20 protein-coding genes are annotated in these 21237 nt (G+C 36.1%); 6 read left to right on the top strand and 14 right to left on the bottom strand.

Going from position 1 to position 21237, the window contains the following annotated elements:
- Window positions 1-7: 7 nt before the first annotated feature.
- The 5 genes from B5D29_RS01400 (at window position 8) to yfbR (ending at window position 6340) form a co-directional block, all read left to right on the top strand.
- A complete protein-coding gene (locus tag B5D29_RS01400) occupies window positions 8-2035 on the top strand; it encodes a penicillin-binding transpeptidase domain-containing protein (RefSeq protein WP_078767785.1) in 2028 nt (675 codons plus the stop codon).
- A gap of 103 nt (window positions 2036-2138) precedes the next feature.
- A complete protein-coding gene (locus tag B5D29_RS01405) occupies window positions 2139-2555 on the top strand; it encodes a methylglyoxal synthase (protein WP_078767786.1) in 417 nt (138 codons plus the stop codon).
- Between the two features lie 69 nt (window positions 2556-2624).
- Window positions 2625-3974 (top strand): histidine--tRNA ligase, encoded by a 1350-nt coding sequence (gene hisS / locus B5D29_RS01410; protein ID WP_078767787.1) that lies wholly within the window; start codon window positions 2625-2627, stop codon window positions 3972-3974.
- The gene (aspS, locus tag B5D29_RS01415; protein ID WP_078767788.1) at window positions 3967-5757 is read left to right on the top strand and encodes an aspartate--tRNA ligase; all 1791 of its coding nucleotides are present in this window, start codon (window positions 3967-3969) and stop codon (window positions 5755-5757) included. The genes hisS and aspS overlap by 8 nt, the downstream gene beginning before the upstream one ends.
- On the top strand, window positions 5750-6340 hold the full coding sequence (yfbR, locus tag B5D29_RS01420; protein ID WP_078767789.1) for a 5'-deoxynucleotidase: 591 nt from the start codon (window positions 5750-5752) through the stop codon (window positions 6338-6340). The genes aspS and yfbR overlap by 8 nt, the downstream gene beginning before the upstream one ends.
- Before the next feature lie 291 nt (window positions 6341-6631).
- Here yfbR and B5D29_RS08860 read toward each other — a convergent pair whose 3' ends face one another.
- From B5D29_RS08860 to B5D29_RS01440, 4 genes are read right to left on the bottom strand one after another with little or no spacing between them, the layout of a single operon-like run.
- Window positions 6632-7027: a heavy-metal-associated domain-containing protein gene (locus tag B5D29_RS08860; protein WP_143406704.1), complete on the bottom strand. Its 396-nt coding sequence runs from the start codon at window positions 7025-7027 to the stop codon at window positions 6632-6634.
- 21 nt (window positions 7028-7048) lie between these two features.
- A complete protein-coding gene (gene feoB / locus B5D29_RS01430; RefSeq protein WP_078767791.1) occupies window positions 7049-9208 on the bottom strand; it encodes a ferrous iron transport protein B in 2160 nt (719 codons plus the stop codon).
- A gap of 51 nt (window positions 9209-9259) precedes the next feature.
- The gene (locus B5D29_RS01435) at window positions 9260-9481 is read right to left on the bottom strand and encodes a FeoA family protein (RefSeq protein ID WP_078767792.1); all 222 of its coding nucleotides are present in this window, start codon (window positions 9479-9481) and stop codon (window positions 9260-9262) included.
- Window positions 9482-9501: 20 nt separating this feature from the next.
- A complete protein-coding gene (locus B5D29_RS01440) occupies window positions 9502-9714 on the bottom strand; it encodes a FeoA family protein (protein WP_078767793.1) in 213 nt (70 codons plus the stop codon).
- A gap of 225 nt (window positions 9715-9939) precedes the next feature.
- Between B5D29_RS01440 and B5D29_RS01445 the strand changes: the two genes are divergently transcribed.
- Window positions 9940-10974 (top strand): zinc ribbon domain-containing protein, encoded by a 1035-nt coding sequence (locus B5D29_RS01445; protein WP_078767794.1) that lies wholly within the window; start codon window positions 9940-9942, stop codon window positions 10972-10974.
- A 34-nt stretch (window positions 10975-11008) separates the two neighbouring features.
- Here the strand turns inward: B5D29_RS01445 and B5D29_RS01450 are convergent, their stop codons facing one another.
- The 10 genes from B5D29_RS01450 to B5D29_RS01495 form a co-directional block, all read right to left on the bottom strand.
- Window positions 11009-12427 carry a lipopolysaccharide biosynthesis protein gene (locus B5D29_RS01450; protein WP_159443371.1) on the bottom strand — a complete coding sequence of 473 codons (1419 nt, stop codon included), beginning with the start codon at window positions 12425-12427 and terminating at the stop codon, window positions 11009-11011.
- Between the two features lie 158 nt (window positions 12428-12585).
- Window positions 12586-13617 carry a glycosyltransferase family 2 protein gene (locus tag B5D29_RS01455; RefSeq protein WP_078767796.1) on the bottom strand — a complete coding sequence of 344 codons (1032 nt, stop codon included), beginning with the start codon at window positions 13615-13617 and terminating at the stop codon, window positions 12586-12588.
- A 35-nt stretch (window positions 13618-13652) separates the two neighbouring features.
- Window positions 13653-14897: a hypothetical protein gene (locus B5D29_RS01460; protein WP_078767797.1), complete on the bottom strand. Its 1245-nt coding sequence runs from the start codon at window positions 14895-14897 to the stop codon at window positions 13653-13655.
- A 10-nt stretch (window positions 14898-14907) separates the two neighbouring features.
- On the bottom strand, window positions 14908-15972 hold the full coding sequence (locus B5D29_RS01465) for a glycosyltransferase family 4 protein (RefSeq protein WP_078767798.1): 1065 nt from the start codon (window positions 15970-15972) through the stop codon (window positions 14908-14910).
- Window positions 15973-15986: 14 nt separating this feature from the next.
- The gene (locus B5D29_RS01470) at window positions 15987-16184 is read right to left on the bottom strand and encodes an acyltransferase (RefSeq protein ID WP_078767818.1); all 198 of its coding nucleotides are present in this window, start codon (window positions 16182-16184) and stop codon (window positions 15987-15989) included.
- 97 nt (window positions 16185-16281) lie between these two features.
- Complete coding sequence (locus tag B5D29_RS01475) at window positions 16282-16554, bottom strand: LbetaH domain-containing protein (protein ID WP_078767799.1); 273 nt, start codon at window positions 16552-16554, stop codon at window positions 16282-16284.
- Window positions 16555-16567: 13 nt separating this feature from the next.
- Entirely contained in the window at window positions 16568-17737 is a 1170-nt protein-coding gene (locus tag B5D29_RS01480; protein WP_078767800.1) for a radical SAM protein, read from the bottom strand.
- Window positions 17738-17742: 5 nt separating this feature from the next.
- Window positions 17743-18759, bottom strand: coding sequence for an acyltransferase family protein (locus B5D29_RS01485; protein WP_078767801.1), 1017 nt, complete (start codon window positions 18757-18759; stop codon window positions 17743-17745).
- A gap of 47 nt (window positions 18760-18806) precedes the next feature.
- Complete coding sequence (locus B5D29_RS01490) at window positions 18807-19982, bottom strand: glycosyltransferase family 4 protein (RefSeq protein ID WP_078767802.1); 1176 nt, start codon at window positions 19980-19982, stop codon at window positions 18807-18809.
- Complete coding sequence (locus tag B5D29_RS01495; protein WP_078767803.1) at window positions 19979-21226, bottom strand: glycosyltransferase; 1248 nt, start codon at window positions 21224-21226, stop codon at window positions 19979-19981. The genes B5D29_RS01490 and B5D29_RS01495 overlap by 4 nt, the downstream gene beginning before the upstream one ends.
- Between the last annotated feature and the right edge of the window lie 11 nt (window positions 21227-21237).

The raw sequence follows: 21237 nt of genomic DNA on the forward strand, positions 1-21237 counted from the left end.
GTGCGTTATGGGTAACAGATATAAAAGCTCAAGAACTGCTATTGCTATCATTTTGGCTATTGCAACATTCCTTGGCTTTGGCTATGACCTTTATGATATTCAAATCAAAAATAACGAATACTATGTTGCCCAAAGCAGTGCTGTCCAAACCTATACTGTTTCGATTGAGGCGGCAAGGGGCGAGATTGTTGACCGCAACGGTAATGTTCTTGTTACAAACCGAAAGGGCAACAGCATAATTCTTGATGCCGCATATTTTCCGAGCGCAAAGAATAACGAAGCGAGAAATGCGATTGTTATCAATTTGATAAAACTTTTCAACAAAAACAAGGAGGAGTATGTTCACAATCTCCCTTTGAAAATCGGCAAAAACGGAAAAGTAAAGTTCTTTACTAAAAAAGATGATGAGAATTTTGAATCCGCCATCAAAACAATGAAAAGCAAGGATATGTTCAATCTTCAACCGTATGCAACTGCTCAAAACTGTTTCGATGCGATGGTTGAAAAGTACGGACTTGAAAGATACGATGCAAAGACCGCACTTGAAATCGGAAATATCAGATACGAGCTTACAAGGTGTTTGTTTTCTGTTTCAAATCCTGTCACAATTGCGGATGATGTCAGCGACAAAACCGTTGCTCAAATTAAGGAGAACAAAACTAATTATCGTGGTGCTGATGTGCAGGTGGTTGCTTATCGTTCATATACCGACCCGTCACTTGCCGCTCACATTATCGGCACTGTAAGAAAAATCAATGCCGAGGAATATGCAGAACTCAAAGACAGCGGTTACGGCATTAACGATGAAATCGGTGAGTCGGGAATAGAAAAGGCTTGCGAGGCTGATTTGCGTGGCACTCCGGGTGAAAAAACCGTCACTATTGATGCAGAGGGTAATGTCAACGAAACTGTCACAAAAGAGCCTGTTCAGGGTGACACAATTGTTTTGACTATCGACAAGGATATGCAAAAAATCGCCGAGAAAAAGCTCCGCAAAATTTGTTTAAAAACTTCAGGCGTCGCAACAGGTGCGGTTGTTGTTGAGGATGTCCACAGCGGTGAAATTCTTTCTGCTGCAAACTATCCTACTTTCAATTTGGATGAATATTACAGCGATTATCAAAAACTCGCTTCCAACAGCAAAAAGCCACTCTTTAACCGTTTTGCAATGAGTGCCTTTGCTCCGGGTTCAACCTTCAAGCCTCTTATGGCTGTTGCGGGACTTGAGGAGGGCAAAATCACAAAGGACACATATTTTTACTGCAACCATACCTTTAAAATTTCGGATATGACCTTCAAGTGTACAGGTTATCATGGTGGACTTAATGTAGAGGGCGCGCTTGAACATTCTTGCAATATTTTCTTTTATAACACTTCTCAAAGACTTGGTATTGACCTTATGAATAAGTACGGCAAGATGTTTGGTTTGGGACAGAAAACAGGTGTTGAGATTCCTGAATCAAAGGGCATTATGGCAGGTCCCGAATACCGAAAGAAGTTTGATATGGTATGGCGACCGGGTGATACCGTTCAGTGCTCAATCGGTCAGTCGGATAACCTTTTAACTCCGCTTCAGCTTGCAAATTACTGTGCAACAATCGCAAACGGCGGTACAAGATACAAAACTCATTTCGTAAAATCAAAAATTTCTTCCGCAACAGGTGCTGTTAACGAAACAGGCATAACGGTTGAAGAAGAAACAGGTGTAAGTCAAAAGACTTTTGATATTGTGAAATCGGGTATGCGTCGTGTATCACTTTACGGCGGACCTGACAGACAGTTCAACAAATTGAAAGTAAAAACCGCTTGTAAAACAGGTACTTCACAGGTAGTTGTAAACGGTGTTAAGCACAACAACGGTTTCCTTATCACTTTTGCACCGTATGACAATCCCGAAATCAGCATCGGTTCTTCTATCGAAACAGCGGGTTCGGGTTCGTCAACTGCCGAGATTACCGCTGCAATCATTGATTATTATTACAGCAATAACGACAGCGAAGAAAAGGCTCAGACAGATTCTTCACTTTTACCGTAAAAATTTTAAAAAAATCTTGAAAAATCGCTGTAATATGGTATTATATATAATATAAAGAACTTAAAATGAGATATTATGATAAATTTTATTTAGGAGAGGTATAATGAACATCGCACTTATTGCACACGATGCTAAAAAAGAACTTTTGGTTCAGTTTTGTATTGCGTATTGCGGAATCATCAGCAGACATGATGTTTGCGCAACGGGTACAACAGGCAAGCTTGTAAAAGAAGCAACAGGCTTGGAAATTAATTGCTTTTTGAGTGGTGCGCAAGGTGGCGGACAGCAGATTGCAAGCCGAATTGCGTGCAATGAAATCGACCTCTTGATTTTCTTCAGAGATCCGCTTAATCCAAAGCCACACGAGCCAAACGACAATGATTTGCTCCGCTTGTGTGATGTGCACAACATTCCGTTTGCAACCAACATTGCAACTGCCGAGACACTTATCAGAGGTGTTGAAAGAGGCGACTTTGAATGGAGAGAAATCGTTAACCCAAGATATAATCAAAAAAAGTAATTTCATAAATTATAATAACGAGGTGCAAGAAAAACTTGCACCTCAAATGTTGTATATAGGAGAACAGCTATGGCACTTATAACAAAAGCTATCAAGGGCACAAAGGATGTTTTGCCGTCCGAAGTGTACAAAAATCAATATATCGAGTCTACTTGCCTCACTGTTGCCGAAAATTTCGGCTACAAGGAAATGAGAACTCCTGTGCTTGAACACACCGAGCTTTTTCAAAGAGGTGTGGGTGACACAACAGATGTTGTACAAAAAGAGATGTACACATTTGATGACAAGGGCGGTCGCTCAATCACACTTCGTCCGGAGGGCACAGCAGGTGCGGCAAGATCATTTTTGGAAAACGGTCTTTCAAACGAGGCTCTTCCTCAAAAGATTTGCTATCTCACTTCTTGCTATCGCTACGAAAAGCCACAAGCAGGCAGACTTCGTGAATTTCACCAGTTCGGCATCGAGTGCTTCGGTGCAACTTCGCCTCTTGCAGATGCAGAGATGATTGCACTTGCAAAGCAGATTTTTGATGAACTCGGCGTAAAGGATTTGCACCTTGAACTTAATTCAATCGGTTGCCCAACCTGCCGTGCGGAATATCACAAGGCACTCAAGGAATATTTTGCTTCAAGAGTTAACGAACTTTGCGACACTTGCCGTGACAGACTCGACCGCAACCCTATGCGTATTCTTGATTGCAAAAGCCCTGTTTGCAGCGAAATTGCAAAGGACGCTCCGGTTGTTCTTGATTATCTTTGTGACGAGTGCAAGGAGCATTTTGAAAAAACAAAGAGCTACCTTGACGCTATGAATATCGAATATATCGTAAATCCTCAAATCGTAAGAGGACTTGATTATTATACAAAAACCGTATTTGAATTTGTTGCTGATTCAATCGGTGCGCAGGGCACTGTTTGCGGCGGCGGCAGATATGACGGACTCATCGAGGAACTTGGCGGTCAGCACACACCGTCGCTCGGCTTCGGTATGGGACTTGAAAGACTTCAGCTTGTTATGGAAGCACAGGGTTGCGAATTCCCTGAACCGTCCCGTCCTGATTTGTTCATTGTTGCTATGGGCGACAAAGCAACTCTCAAGGCAGTGGAAATTGCAAAAGATATGCGTGATGAGGGATACAGCGTTGTTTATGATTTGAACGGCAGATCACTTCGTGCGCAGATGAAATATGCCGACAAGATTAGTGCAAAATACAATGTTGTTATCGGCGACAACGAGGTGAATACAAAATCGGCAGTCCTCAAGGATATGGCAACAGGCGAGCAAAGCAATATAAGCCTTGAAACCTTTGTTTCGGGATTTTACAGCATAACTCTCGACAGCCAGCTCAAGGATTTGGAAATCAACGGCGAGGCTTTTGATTTTAATTCACTATTTCTCGGAGGACAAAATAATGACTAATTCAATTAAGGGTATGAAGCGCACAGATTATTGTGCAAAGTTTGACATCTCAAATGTAGGTCAAACAATCACTGTTTTTGGCTGGGTACAGCGTCAAAGAGATTTGGGTAACCTCATCTTTATTGACTTGCGAGACAGAACAGGTATCATTCAGCTTTCGTTCAACGACCAAACAGACAGAGCAATTTTTGCCGATGCACAGTCGGTAAGAAGTGAATATGTTGTTGCCGCAACAGGTGTTGTTGCAGAGAGAGAAAGCAAAAACAAGGACCTTCCGACAGGTGAAATTGAGGTTATAGTAAACGATTTCCGTATTGTTTCAAAGGCAAAAACTCCTCCTTTCGAGATTGAAAAGAGCGAGAAGGTTGGTGACGAAACCACTCTTAAATACAGATACCTCAATCTTCGTAACGAAAAACTTACAAAGAACATTCTTATGCGTCACGAAATTGCAAAGATTGCAAGAGAGTATTTCTATGCAAACGACTTTATCGAGATTGAAACTCCGATGATGATTAAGTCAACTCCGGAGGGTGCTCGTGACTATGTTGTTCCGTCAAGAATTCACAACGGCAAGTTCTATGCTTTGCCACAGTCACCGCAGATTTATAAGCAACTTACAATGATTGCAGGCTTTGACAGATACATTCAGCTTGCTCGTTGCTTCCGTGATGAGGATTTGCGTGCAGACCGTCAGCCTGAATTTACTCAAATCGACCTTGAAATGAGTTTCGTTGATTGCGACGATATTATGGATATGGCAGAAGGCTTTATCTCAAAACTTATGAAGGAAACCATTGATGTAAACATTGATGCTCCGCTTCCTCGTATGACTTTTGCCGACGCTATGAATAAATACGGCTCTGACAAGCCTGATACTCGTTTTGATATGCTTATTGAAGATATTTCAGATTGGGCGGACAAAACCGATTTTGTTGTGTTCAAGAGCGCAATTGCAGACGGTGGTGCTGTTAAGGCTATCGTTGCAAAGAACGCCGCTTCAACATACACAAGAAAGAAAATTGACAAGCTCACAGAGTTTGCAAAGGGTATCGGTGCAAAGGGTCTTGCTTATGTTCGTTGGGCAGATGAAGCGCCAAATTGCTCATTTGCAAAATTCCTTAAGGACGGCGAACTTGAAGAACTCCTTTCAACTCTCGGTGCAGAGCAGGGCGATGTTGTTCTTATAGTAAGCGACAAAACACGCAAGGCTCTCACAATCATGGGTGCACTTCGTCTTGCGGTTGCCAAAGAACTTGACCTTATTCCGCAAGGCAAGTGGAATTTCCTTTGGATTACAGAAATGCCGTTCTTTGAGTTGGACGAGGAAACAGGCGAGTGGGTTGCCGCTCACCATCCGTTCACAATGCCTATGGAGGAGAGTATTCAGTATCTCGACACCGATAAGTCAAAGGTTAAGGCACAGGCATTCGACCTTGTACTCAACGGCACAGAGCTTTCATCAGGCTCAATGAGAATTACTGATTGCGAGCTTCAAACCAAGATGTTTGAACTTCTCGGAATGGATCAGGAAGAAATTGATGCAAAGTTCGGCTTCCTTGTTGATGCTTATCACTATGCCGCTCCGCCTCACGGTGGTATGGGTATCGGTCTTGACCGTCTTGCAATGCTCATCTGCGGTGCTGATTCGCTCCGTGATGTTATCGCATTTCCTAAAGTACAAAATGCAAGTGAGCTTATGAGCGGTGCTCCGTCATATATTGATGATGTTCAACTCGGCGAACTTGGAATTGATATTAAGGCGAGTGAAGACGATGAATGATAATTACAGCTTTTTCGCAATGGTCAATAGAATGAAGTATATTGACCGCTGGGCACTTATGCCGAACACTCAAAAGGAAAATATTGCCGAGCACAGCCACAGCGTTGCTGTTATTGCACATGCGCTTGCACTTATCGGCAAAAAGGAATTTGGCAAGGATTACGACGAAAACCGTGTTGCCGTGCTTGCGTTGTATCACGATACTACCGAGGTTATCACAGGCGATATGCCAACTCCCGTTAAGTATTATAATGATGATATAAAAAGTGTTTATAAGGATATAGAGGCTGTTGCGGGTCAACGACTTCTTGCAATGCTCCCTGATGATTACAGGGCAGAATATAACTCTTTATTCGAGCCGAACGAGGACGAAAAAGAGTTGTGGAAACTTGTTAAGGCTGCCGACAAAATCTCGGCTCTCATTAAGTGCATTGAGGAAAACAGAATGGGCAACAGAGAATTTGACATTGCCCTCAAGGCGCAGGAACAAAAAATCGCCGACATTGATATGCCGGAGGTAAAATATTTCTCCGACCACTTCCTCAAAGCCTACTACCTTACTCTTGACGAACACACAAAATAAAACCTATTGAGGCTCCCCTTGTTATGTAATCAAGGGGAGCTGTCGCATTTTATATGCGACCGAGGGGTTAAAAGGTAAACATATTTTCTTTTTGATTTGTTGGGGAAAATATTATCTTCCTATATGCGAACGCAGTTCGCCCCTACGGTGTAGAAAAGTTTACAAGCACCATTATGAAACGGAAGTAGAATTAAGCAGATAAAACAAATTTTTAGCCCGTGCAGGTGGGATGTCTGCACGGGCTTTGGTATTGTAAAAGAGAAATAGACTCGGAGTATTTGGAAGGGATTACTACATTGCTAATTCGAATTGTATATTTTGTAATGTGTAGCCTGTTTCTCTAATTACATTCTTCAGTTTTTCTTCATCGAGGCGGTGTTTGCTTATGATGATTATTGTGCCTTTTTGGTGGCTTGCCTTCACTTTTTTCACATCAAAGTTCGCCCTGATTGCGTCTTGCAAATGGCTTTCGCACATTGAGCACATCATTCCGTCAATCGCAAGCGTTGTTTTTACCATATATTTTGAACCGCCTGCCGATGAACAGCTTCCGCCACAGGAGGAGCAATCTCCGGTACAGCCTCCGCCTTTTTTGTTTACAAGACTTCTTATGATGAGTGCGACTATAATGATAAGAACCGCAAGAACAATGATTGTGTATATGTTTTGTTGAAGAAATTCAATCACAAGAATCACCTCGATAGATTATTATTTTGATTTGACTGTCAATTTGTTGTCGTCATACTTGTTCTTTCTGAAGAGCAAGTAGAGGATACCTACGGTAAGAACAATTGCGGCAATTAAACCGATAACATTCGGTGTACCCGAAAATGCGATGCCAAGCTGATATACGATAAGTGCGATGATATAAGCAAATCCGCATTGGTAACCGATAGCAAACCAAGTCCACTTTGTGTTGTTCATTTCTCTCTTGATAGCGCCGATCGCTGCGAAGCAAGGAGCACACAAAAGGTTGAAGATGAGGAAACTGTAAGCTGCGAGGATTGCGTGACCTCCGCTGAGTTCGTTGAGGTTCTTTGCAAAGTTGCTCCAAATCTCGTCACCGTTTTCTGCAAGTTCGCCTGCAAAGTGATAGAGAATACCGAATGTGCCAACAACATTTTCTTTTGCGATAAGTCCTGTAACGCTTGCAACGGCAGGTTTCCAACCGCCCCAACCGAGTGGAACGAACAACCAGCAGAATGCCTTGCCGATGTATGCAAGAATTGAAATGTCCATATCGTCTGTCATTTGGAATCCGCCCTTAAAGGTGAATGCCTGCAAGAACCAAATGAGGATTGTTGCAAGTGTGATAACTGTACCTGCTTTTTTGATGAATGACCAAGCACGCTCCCAAGTTGAACGGAGCACGCTGCCGACTGTCGGCAAATGGTATGCCGGAAGTTCCATTACGAACGGAGCAGGGTCTCCTGAAAATGCTTTTGTCTTTTTGAGCATAATGCCGGAAACAATGATTGATGCAACGCCGATGAAATAAGCCGAAGTTGCAACCAAACCGCTTCCACCGAAGCACGCACCTGCGATAAGTCCGATAATAGGAAGTTTTGCAGAGCAAGGAATAAATGTTGTTGTCATAATTGTCATACGGCGGTCACGCTCGTTTTCGATTGTACGAGAAGCCATAACGGCGGGAACACCACATCCTGTGCCGATAAGCATAGGAATGAACGATTTGCCCGAAAGACCGAAGTTGCGGAAAATTCTGTCCATAACAAATGCAACACGGCTCATATATCCGCATCCCTCAAGGAATGCAAGGCAGAGGAACAATACAATCATTTGCGGAACGAAGCCGAGAACCGCACCTACACCGGCAACGATACCGTCTTGAATAAGACCGTAGAGCCAATCGGCAATTCTTCCCTCAAGAGCTTTTTGAATAAGGTTTGGCACCCATTCGCCAAATAGAACATCATTTACCCATTCAGTACCGATTGCACCAATCCATTTCATAGAGATGAAGTAAACAAGTGCCATAACACCGGCAAAAATCGGCAAACCTAAAATTCTGTTTGTAACGATTTTATCAATCTTGTCAGAGGCAGAAAGTTTGCCTTTGCTCTTTTTAGTATAAACGCTTTTGATGATTGATGCAATATAAATATATCTTTCGTTGGTGATGATTGATTCTGCATCGTCATCAAGTTCTTTTTCAGCGTCTGCAATGTCGTTTTTGATGTGCTTCAATGTTGCAGGGTCAATCTTGATTTGTTCAAGCACCTTGTCGTCACCCTCAAAAATCTTGATTGCGTACCAACGCTGTTGATTCTTTGGCATTGTATGTAGGGTTGCTTCTTCAATGTGCGCCAATGCGTGCTCAACAACTCCGCTGAATTTGTGCTGTGGCTCGCTCGGTTCTCTGCTTGCCGCTTCAACAGCAGCGTTTGCAACCTCTTTTATTCCCGTGCCCTTTAAAGCGGAAATCTCAAAAACAGGGCAGGCGAGCTGTCGTGAAAGTTCTTGAATGTTGATTTTGTCGCCATTCTTTTTTACGACATCCATCATATTTACGGCAACAACAACCGGAATACCAAGCTCAACAACCTGAGTTGTGAGATAAAGGTTTCTTTCAAGGTTTGTGCCGTCAATGATGTTGAGCACAGCATCAGGCTTTTCGTTGATGAGGTAATCTCTCGCAACAATTTCTTCGATTGTGTAAGGGGAGAGGGAATATATACCCGGAAGGTCGGTGATTGTTACATCACTGTGCTTTTTGAGCTTGCCCTCCTTTTTTTCTACTGTTACACCCGGCCAGTTACCAACATATTGGTTTGAGCCTGTAAGTGCGTTGAACAGTGTTGTTTTACCGCAGTTTGGGTTGCCTGCAAGGGCAATCTTAATACTCATTCGTGTTCATCCTTTCATAGTTAGTTATGGCTAACTTTTAGTGTAAAAAAATTATTCAACTTCGATTAGTTTAGCGTCTGATTTTCTTAATGAAAGCTCGTAATCTCTGACGGTTATTTCAATCGGATCGCCGAGAGGAGCAACCTTTCTGACATAGATTTCAACGCCTCTTGTGATGCCCATATCCATAATTCTGCGCTTCAAAGCACCCTCACCGTGAATACGAACAACTCGAGTTGTTTTACCGATTTTTACATCTTTAAGTGTTTTCATATTATCCTCCTAAAAAATTGTTATACAAATATTTTCATTGCCATATCTTCGCTGAGTGCAATCCTGCTTCCTTTGACATTGACAATTATATTTCCGTCAATGCCCGAAACGATTGTTACATTTGCACCCACAACAAAACCGAGGTCGGCAAGGTGAGCCTTGACAGCAGGCAATCCTGCAATTCTTTGTATTGTCAGCTCCTCACTGACATTTGCAAGCTTTAACGGCATCATATATACATCTCCTTTGGTTAGTTTACGCTAACCTATATAGTTAAATTATAGTTAGTCAGGACTAACTATAAAGGCTAAAATAAAGGTTAGTCCTCGCTAACCGTGTATATAATACATCAATCATCTTTGATTGTCAACATTTTTTAGGTATTTTTTCAAGATTTGTTGACAATTTGGCTTAAAACCTATATAGTTAATCTATACTAATTTATAGTAGGTGAAAATATGAAGTGTAAAAATTGTGGAGCAAGGGTAGAAAAAGAATCAAGCATCTGCCCAAATTGCGGTGCAACTGTTAATAAGAATTCGGATTATGTTCTTCTTTCAAATCAGGATATGGTTTTTGAGGATGTGTATTCTTCAAAAAAGAAAAAGCCAATCACAAGAGCAATATTCATCATTTTCTCAATTGTTGTTATTGCTGTTGCAGGGATTGTATCGTATTTTTATTTTTATGGTGTCAACAGTGCCAAGGATCAGCCGAAACTCTCTTTTTCAAGTGGCTACGGCGTTATAAACGGTGATGAAAAGGTTGTGTATGTAAAAATCAAAGACGCATCATCAATCGAGTACATTCACGGTGTAAATGTTTACAACGGCGAGGTTGATGAAACTATGCACAAAAAACCACAGGCAGTGTCAACGGATTATAATTATACCGCAAATGTGGACAAGTCGTTCAGGTGTATTTTCTTTGACATGGATGATTTGGATTTGTCGGGCAAGGGAAATCAAACCTATACATTTGAAATGACATTTTCGTATTATAATGATGACAACAGATATACATATTATAAGACAGTCAATTTCACATCAAATACAAAAACTGATATAAGCGACACAGTATTTGACCATTCTCTAATTGAAACTGTCACGGATGAACCAACAACAGACAAGCAGGAATCAACAAGCACAACCGCCAAAAAGGACGAGCCTGTTGATTATATCTATAACGGTTATTGGTACACCGACCCTTATAACGAGGCTGACAGCTACAGCGTTTCAGCATTCAAGTTCAACAGTGACGGAACATTCATTTCAACAGATTATTCCAAAACAGGTGACGAAAACTGGGTTGTTTCAACTAACAAGGGCGAATACAAAATAAAGGGTAACACCCTCACAATCAGCACAGAAGACGGCGAATCAGATGAGCTGACTTTGGACAAAAAGAAGCAAACCATCAGTCAGGGCAATAAGCCTTTGACCGCCCGCAAATACAACAGCATCAAAAACGCCGAAGACTTCTTCGGACTGTAAATTCAATAGTTAAAACAAAAACCTCTTGATTTTGTCAAGAGGTTTTATTGTTTTTTTTTAACCTGTTTTTCAAGTTTGGCAAAAGTAAGTTAATTATGGTTTTTCTTTGAACAAACGCTACTATAATCAAGTAAACTATTGCTATAATCCATCTTATGAGCGGTTTATCTATAAATAAGTAAAATAAACCACAAAAAGCTAATATTTCAAAAATAGGAACGATAAATATCTTTATATGAAAAATATTTGAATTTAGTGTTTTCGAATAAAAACTATGAAGTATGAAAACTACAAAGTATGAAATTGCTGTTGTGTATGCAGCAGCGACATAACCAAATTTTGGTATAAAAATATAATTTAAAACTAAATTCAATATAGCAGCAAAAATTGTTAATGCAGTTATTTGGTTTGATTTTTTATAATAGTGTTCCACATTTGTATAAATATTGTAAGCAAAAAATAGAAAATTAGCCAATATAATGATTGGTATTAATCTAATACCCTCCCAATAAGCCTTGGAAGATAATATTTTTAAAATTTCAGGAGATACAACTATTAAACAGCACATAATATATGTTATTAATTTAATATATTTTTCAGTTATAAAATTAATTTCTTTATATGATTTTTCAGTTATTTTATTTGTTAGCCAAGGAATCCATATTCCATCAATGGAAAGAGTGATAGCATATGTAATCATTCCTAAACTGTATGATAGGCTATAAATTCCAGAATTTGACGCACTGTCTAACCAAGTTATCATAATTCTGTCTGACTGTGATAAAATATTTAATGCTGCTCCATGAATAATCAAAGGAAGTGAAATCTTGAGTCCGTGTTTTAAATAATTTTTGTTTATTCCTTTTTTTCTGCCATGAGATATAATAATTAATATAGCAAATAATGAATAAAATAAAACTTCAGGAACTATTTTTCCATAATATAGGTTGTTATCTAATACAAAACGAATTAGTAAAATAGCAGAAATCACCGATAATAAGTTTGGTGCTATCATTAATATTGTGCGTTTTATATAATTGAATTTCATCATATAATACATACTGATATTCTCAATTATCGCACAGGAACTTGAATTTATTAGGCACAGTATAACAAGTGTAATGGGCACATCGAGTTTAAAAATTTTAATTATTAAAAGTGTTATTATAATAAATGTGAATGATATAATAACGGTAAATTTAATTATTGTCGATAAGTAATCATCAATATTATCAGAAAAGTCAACAAATGCACAACGCAACCCCATGAATAGTGCACAACCTATAAATAAAGTGATAATTGAAACCCAAGAAGTATATGTGTTAATTAATCCATAATCGGTTGTTGAAAGCAATCTTGTAAAAATAGGAATAGTTAAAAAGGCAATTCCTTTATTAAAGAAGTTACCTATTAAATAACATAATGATGCTTTTTTATAATCGTTTGAGTCCATAATTATTTTATAGTTTTTAAGAGTGGTATAATTATAAGAATATGTCATTTGACGATAATTTTTATAATTATATTTTGATTTTTAGTTGTTTAAAACTGGTATTAAGAAATACAATTTTGTAATTACTTAATTAAACATCGAAATTTTCAATTCTTTTGTTAGTCTTTATGTGCTTGCAAATAAATTAATAGCCAAGTGAGCAGATAATTCTTTGACTTAATAGCTGCAAACAGTAAATGTCTTGAAATCTTTTCTTCACGCAATTTACGCTCGTTAAGCAACTTGTGCAAGAGTTCATCTTTAAGAATTGCGTTTATTTCTTTATACTTTTCAGTGAAGGGCTTTTTTTGTCGAATTTTAGATTTTAGACATGTTATTGTAAATGATAGGTACGGTTCACTCATAGACTTTTGTACATTACCGTTAAAATTGTATTTTTCGCAAAGTTCAATGCATTGTTTGTAGAATTTTTTGATCATTTCATAATCATTTAATCTTGATGATGAGGAAAGTGATTCATGACCATGTCGATAATAATATAATGGTTCGTCTATAATAACAAATTTGGTTATATAAGGAATTAGACTTATTATAGAAAATAAATCTTCTGAAAGATATTCTTTTTCAGATTTAAATTTCCAATTAGTTTTTTTTATGATATCAAGAGAATAAAAATTTGCCATGCACGTATAGATTCTTATGTCTTGTGTTTGGAGATTTTTAGAAAAAAGTAATTCCGGAAGCAATTCCTTTTGAATTTCATCTCTTTCAAAAATGTATTTATTAGTATAGTGTGTTTGTTTATTTATTATTTCTCCGCATTCATTAATATTTGTTGTGCCAAACATTACCATAGCAGAGGGACTTTTTGAAATTGCATTTAAACATTTTTCTACAAGCGTTGGAGCAATATAATCGTCACTGTCAACAAATAAAATGTAATTTCCGGTAGAAATTTCTATTCCTCGGTTTCTGCTTATTCCTGCGCCTTCGTTTAACTTATGAATTACTATTATTCTGTTGTCTTTTATTGCCCACTCATTACAAATTTGTGGGCTTTTATCCTTCGAACCATCATTAACGAGTATGATTTCAAGATTTTTATATGTTTGATTGATAATGCTTTCAATACATTCATCAAGATATTTTTCTGTGTTATAAATAGGAACAACTATCGAAACTTTATCCATATTTTAAACCCCCTTATAGTTAACGGAAGTATAATTTAGTTTCTTTTAGGAAATTCATTAATCGAGGTAATTAGTCCTAAAAATAAAAACGGTGCAATTGCGGCTGGGTAAAAGAATGCCGGAGCAGCAAATGATGAAATAATGTCATATGCTATGATTGATATTGCAACCCAAAAATAATATATATCATTCTTTCTGGTTTGAATTATGTATAAAATCATACTCAATAATGTCATTATAAAAGCAATTGTTCCAATCCATCCGGTTTGCGCAACTACAATAGGCCAAAAGGTATCACTTAAAAATGAATGATTTTTTTCACCTATAGCTAAATCGTTTCTTAAGAAGTATCCGAGTTTTACATATAAATTCGAATAATACTGCGCAGCTATGTTTGAAGCAAAACTTCCAAATCCACTACCAAAAGGGAAATATTCTTTTGCAATTTGGATACTATCTAAAGTTAGAATTTTTCTTGCAGACTCTTCAGTTTCGATATAGTATCCATACAAGGAATTATATCCTAAATAACTGGCACCGCCTATTGATATAATACCAATTGGTATTAAGCTCTTAAATCTTAATTTAACAAAGTATATATATAATATATAAAGCGTGAACACACCTATAATTGCTTTTGTTCTAAATGTGAATATCATAACAGCTGTAAGCATTATGATATAATAAATATTGTGTTTACAGTAGCGATAATTATAGGCAAGTACAAAAATAAATGTTATGCATGCACGAGCAAGAGCTTCAGGATGTCCGAAAAACAATTCAACCGAATATGCAAAATAGCGATAATCAGGGTTTGGCCACCACTGATCAAACAGCACTTCGTGTAGTGAAAGAGCAAAGAAAATTACAGCAACTATTTTACAAATTCTATTTATGGACAAAAAGTAATCTTTTGAAAGCTTTCCTTGCGTTAACAAACGGGCGCATAAATAATATATGAAGAATTTTGCACAAGTATAAGCGTCGACAAACATATATGGGATTTCTTGATATTTATATTTAAAACCGGAAATAATACCGATTATTTCAAATATAAACATAAATACCAACATATATCGTTCAAAACGCAATAAGGTTATTTCGGACTTCATAGCTTTAAATATAACGATTATGAATAAAATAACACCAATGGCTTCATCCGAATATCCAAAAATATTACTTATAAATTCATTTTTAATTAAATTTGAAATAGGTGCTTGAAATATTAAATATAGAAATAAATATTTCCAAATATCAATTTTTCTAAAAGTGATTTTCATTTATGTAATCCTAACTTTTTATTATTTTATTATAAAACGCTTCAATTTCTTGAGCCATTACTTTTTCATTACATTCTTTTTGAAGATATTCTTTTGCGTTGGTGATGATTGAATTTTCTAAATCTGAATCGTTTAGAACTGTTTTAATTGCGTTTGCACAGGATTGAATATCTTTAGGTTCATAAAACACTGCTGTTTTCATATTTTCAGCATATCCTTCAAGACTCGGAACTTTTGCACTGATAACGCATTTTCCTAATGCCATTTGTTGAAGAAAAGTCATTTGACCATATGAGAAATAAAATGTTTCAAGCGGAAGAACGCATAATCTGGAATTGTATATTTGATTAATCATTTCTTTAACAGGAATGTGTGGAATTTGTTCAATTCCGTTAATATTTTCATATTCACTGTTAACTTTTCCAACAATTCTGAGTTTTAAATCTGTGTCAAGAGTTTGATATGCTTTTACAAGAGTGTCCCAATCTCGTCTGCTTGCACCGATACAAATAATATATGATCCAAAATCATCTGATTTTTTTAATTCATCATTTTTGAAAAAATCGAGGTCAGTGCCAAAACGAATAAATTTACTTTTGTTGCTCAGCCATGGATAATACTTTTCATAATATTCCTTTTGGCATTTTGAATGATAAATGATGCCGTCTATTGATTTGCTTACAAATTGCATCATTTTCATTATTGCTCCGTCTTCAGCGGCAGAATTAAAGCATCCAATGTCAAAAACAATGTGCTTAACCTTTTTTTTGAAAATCCTTTGCCACAGAGCAACAATCACGGCACTCGGCATACCGTGTGAAACAACTAAATCAAAATTGCTTAATTTTGGAATAGCTTTTAGACCTTGTTGAATATAAAAGTGAAGGGTGTTTTGTTCAAAATTTTCCAAAGCGGGGAAACTTGATATATCTAAAACATCAACTTCGGGCTTTTCTGCAAAATATCTGTAAAACCAATAGTCTTGACCTTTTATGTAATAATCAGGCGGTTGCTTGTCATATGGAACAGAATCACAATATTCAATTTTCCAATTTACAAGCATTAAAATTTTCATTTAATCTCCTATTTTTATTTATTTCTTATCCATTCTTTCGTTTCGAAGTCGTATTTTTTTATGATTTTTGCAGGTGCTCCTGCTACTACACAATAATCCGGAATATCTTTTGTTACAACCGAATTAGCAGCGACAACACAGTGCTTTCCAATATGTACATCGCCGATTATAGCACAGTGAGTGCCAATCCAAGAACCTTCTCCGATAATCATTTCATCGTGTCCGTTATTGTTTAGCTTATATGCTCCTTGTATAATTATCGGCTTGTCAGTGTCGGTATAACAATGATCATATAATGAAAAATAGTTATCAGGTCCTGTTAAAACACTTTTTTTCAAATATAACGTTTCCGTCTATTCTGTTTCTGATACCAATATCACAGGCTTCGTTAATAATTATAAAATCATCTGCAAATAAATCACAATATGGTCGAATTTGAACATCGTTGCCTAAGTATATATTTTTACCATTAGTGATTTTTGTTTGCTTCCCTATATAGACATTTTTGCCAATTTTATTTATATGATGCTTTTTTGCTGTTATAAATCCTAAACCTGATTTAATTAATTGTTTTAGTTGCATAAAAATAATCCTGTTATTTTAGATTCTGTGCATTTATATCCTCATCAACAATTTCTTCGCCGGTTCTGTTTTTTAATTGTTCCATTGAAGCGGTTGAAAGTCCGTTATTGATTACTGCATCCATATCGCAGGTTGAGAGCTTGTCAAGTTCTTCTTTTGTAACCTTGCCGTCACGGTAGTCACGAACAACCTGACTCTCATACATTGAGTATTTTTCTTTTGTCCAAAACTTGAGTTTATGTTTTACAACCCACAATGCAGGCACCCAAATATATTTGTGCATAGCAGGAGATACAGAGCCAATCATCCAACAGTTTCTGTCGCAATGTCTAACGATATTTCTTACACGCTCTGCTTGTTCACTGTTCCACAGTTCATCCCAGCTTTGCTCGTTCAGGTTACCCATAACTTCTTTGTCTTTTGTGCCGTTGCAAGGCATAACATCACCGTATGGGTCAATGAAGAATGTGTCAAAGCTCATATCGCAAGGCAAAAGTCTTTTTTGACCGTAAATGTAATTGATTAAGCCGTGATTGAAATATGCTCTAAACCACTTTTTAGGGCTGTTTGAAGCCAATAATTCGTTGATAAGTTTTTCAAAATTCTCGGCAACCATCGGACGGTCGTTGATTTTGTTTTTTGCTTCAACAAAGTAAAAGCTGTTATGAAGTGAAGCAGTGGCAAATTCCATGCCCATCTTGTTGGAAAGTTCATAAAGCGGAACGAGGTCAGGAGCATTTTTGTCCTGTACAGTCATACCAAAACCGACATCTTTCATTCCCATATCAACAAGTTTTTTAAGGGTGCTGTAACCCTTGTTAAAGCCGTCATCAAGCCCACGGATTTCGTTGTTTGTTTGTTCAAGACCTTCAATAGAAATTCTAATACCAATTTGAGGAAATTCTTTGCATAAATCAACAATTCTGTCCGTGAAAAATCCGTTTGTCGAAATAACGATTCTGTCGCTTTTTTTGTAAAGTTCTCTGACGATATCCTTTAAATCTTCTCTGATAAAAGGTTCGCCACCCGTAATGTTAGTAAAATACATAGGCGGAAGCTTTTTGATTGTTTCAATTGAAATTTCTTCTTCTTTTTTTGATGGAGCTTTGTATCTGTTGCACATTGTGCATCTTGCGTTGCAACGATATGTAACAATTACTGTTCCGTTAAGTTTTTTTGCCATTTTAATCACTCTTTAATTTTTATATATTTGTTTGGTTTAAAAAAGAAATCCAAAAACTTTATTTTATCTGAAATAATTCCGATTATAATCGGACCTATAAAACTTATAATTATTCCTAAAATTATATGAATAACACTATTTGTGACATTAAGTTTAAATAGCAAGCTTCTTAAAGATGCTGCACAAATTGTATGAAGCAAAAAGATGTGCATAGTATATTTTGCCAGAAAACCTAAAATTTTTGTTTGGTTTTCTGTTTTTGAAATATAGTTTATTATTCCTAAAAACGAAAAGCATGATATTAATCCCATAAGTAAGCTTTTGCATGGAAACGAGATTCTTTTTAAAGAAAATACAATGCTTAACAAAACGAATAATAATGATAACGCTATGTTGATATATAGATTTTCTTTTTTCTTTGTTCTGTAAAAATCAGATTGTTCTAATATAATTCCTAATGAGAACCAAACAAGATTTATACATATTTTTTGAATTATGTAAATATCAATGTTTACAAATTGCGTTAAAATGTTTAATGCAATTGCAAAAACAAAAAAATAATAATTTTGAGATTTGTTTTTAAATATCGGTGTAATCAAGAACAAAAAGAATAAACAATACAAAAACCAGTACGGTGGTATTGGTTCAATGAACATTGATTTAATAAATCCGTCTGTTTGAGTGTTTACATTTGAACTAAATATATTTTTTAAAACCCATGTTATTAGTGAAAAAGTAAAATACGGTACACCTAAATTAATTAGCTTTTTTTCAACTAATTTGAAATGTGATTTTACAGTTGAATAATGATGAACTTTTTTATACAAATATCCGGAACATATGAAAAAAAGTGGAACATGGAAGTAATAAATGCTTGTGTTAAACCAATAATATAAATCGCTTTGAGGAAGAATATCTGAAATTACCATACTTTGGAAAAAATGGCCTAATACAACAAATAAACATGCAAAAATTTTTACATTGTCAATCCATATTTCTTTTTTTTGTAAAGTATTGTTCATTCTTTTCCCCTTAATTTATTATGTCTTTAATTTGAGCTTAGTTAGATTTAAATTTGCGTGTATTGCTTTGCTATAGCGTTCCAATTATAGTTATTTAATGCGTTTTCACGAACTTCTTTTTTTAGTTTTATTTGTTGTTCTTTGTTATCTAAAATATTATCTTTGATAACTTGCTCAAAATTATCGGCTGTGTATAGCAAGGCGCTTTCACTAAAAGAGAACGATGAATTTTCGTCTAATAATACAGGAACACCTGCCGAAAATGACTCTATAACGACTAAACAAAATGATTCAAATTTTGACGGAACAATTGTAGCTTCAGCGATGTTATAAATTCTATTTAATTCTTCGCCTGGAGGAATCATTCCGAGATATTTTATTTGATGTTCAATTTGGTTTACTTTTGCAAATTTCAAAATTTCATTTTGATAATTTTCGTCAACAATTCCGCCGGCATAAGCATAAACTAACTCTTGTCGTTCTTTCATTAAAGGCAATAGCATTTGCAGTGTTCTTTTTTGTCCTTTGTTTTCATTTACAGAACCGATTTGCAGAATTATTTTCTTATTGCTCAAATTCATTTCTGATTTTGTTTTTTCAATTTCTTCAACGGATAATGGTTTGTAAATGTCTGTATTTACGCCGTGACTTATTAAGAAAATTTTATCTTTGTTTACACCGAGATGATTTATCGCATTTTCTTTTGTTTTGTTATTCAAAACAAAAAGATAGTCGGCTTTTTTCATACATTCGGCTTCTTGAAAATATCGTTTGTTAATTATGTCTTTTGATTCGTTCCAATCAAGAGTCCAAATTCCGCTGTGATTAGTGTATGCACAAATACATTTTTCTCTTTCTTTAGCTGATGTTAGTTTCAAAAAGAAAAACATATTGTATTGATTGTGAAAATGCAAAAAAATCTTTTCTTTAGAATTCTTTAGAATATTTTTTAGCTTTTTCACAACAGCAATTGAATATAAAACTCGCTTAATTTTGTGAATTATTCCAAGTGAAGTATCTGTTTTATCAGAAAAAAGCGGAACTTTAATTTCCGTGATAGGTAATGAATTGCTTTTTCTGTTTTTATCTTCTATATCAATAATGGTAACATCTTCGCCATTTTCAATCATGGCGTAAGTTAGCTGTTCAATGATAATTTCGGTGGCAGCGGAAATTTTTGCCGGGATTGAAGTGTATCCTGTGCCAATTTCATATATTTTCATTTGCGATTTTTTCCTTCGATAACTTTTTTATATATTTCTAATAAATTATTGATATAGTTTTTTGAATTGAATGTTTTTTTTGCAAAATCAAGTGTACTTTTCGAAAGGGAAGCGTATTCATCCTTGCTTAATTTACTCGTTTTAACAAATAAGTCAGATAATTCGTTGACGTTTTTTGATTCAAATGTCCAGCCTGTTATGCCGTCTATTGCAAGTTCAGGTATTCCACCCATTCTTGAGCCGATAACAGGCTTTCCGTAAGCCATAGGTTCCATTAAACCGTAAGGGCAGTTTTCATACCATTCGCTTGCCATAATAACTATGTAAGCTTCTTTTTTTAATCTTGCTAATTCATCACCCGATACAAATCCCGGTAAAAGCACTTTTTCTTCAAGTCCATTGTTGTGTATGTATTCATTTAAAGTTTCTTGTTCAGGTCCGTTACCTGCCAAAACAAGTTTAAAATCATCAATGTGGGCTTTATGAAAGGCTTTTAAAATTGTCATCACGCCTTTGTTTTTTGTCAGACTTCCTAAAAAAAGATAAAAGTTTTTTGATTCGTGTAATGAGTATTCTGTATTAATCGGTAAAAAGTTTGTCAGATGATATACCTGATTGTTTGTAATATTGCTTTTTAATATTTCATTTTGATAAAATTCAGACGGCGCAATATAAGCATCAATTTTGTTATAGCTTTTATGAATTTTATAAAAGCTTTCTTCAATAAACGCTATAATACTTTTGGCAGTGCTGTTTTTTATACATTTGTTTTTAATGCAATTGATATAATGTCCGCCGTAGCACTTTCTGCAAGTCTCGCCGGTTGATGTTAGCAAACTTCCGACCGGACATGAGCACACAAGGTCATGCGTAGTAAATACGACAGGGAGATTATATTTTTCGCATACATCTAAAATGCTGAGCGTGATTTGTCTGTGAATTAAATTTATATGTACTATATCAGGCTTGTACTCTCTGATAAGGGCTTCAAATTTATGTTTTGCTTCAAATGAATAAATTGATTTTATTCCTAATTTAATTTGCGATAAAGCAGAGGTTTCTTGTGAATAATCAATATTTTGGATATAGTATTTTTCTTCAGGACGGTGTTCATTTCTTTTGTCATTCATTCCGAACCAAAAAACAGTATGACCGGCTTTTTCAAGAACTTCGTTTAAATTTATAAAATATGTTTCACTCCCGCCACGTTTATATAAAAATTTATTTACAAGTACAATTCTCATTGTTTGCTCCG

The organism is Eubacterium coprostanoligenes (assembly GCF_900167205.1).
Lineage (GTDB): Bacteria > Bacillota > Clostridia > Oscillospirales > Acutalibacteraceae > Eubacterium_R > Eubacterium_R coprostanoligenes.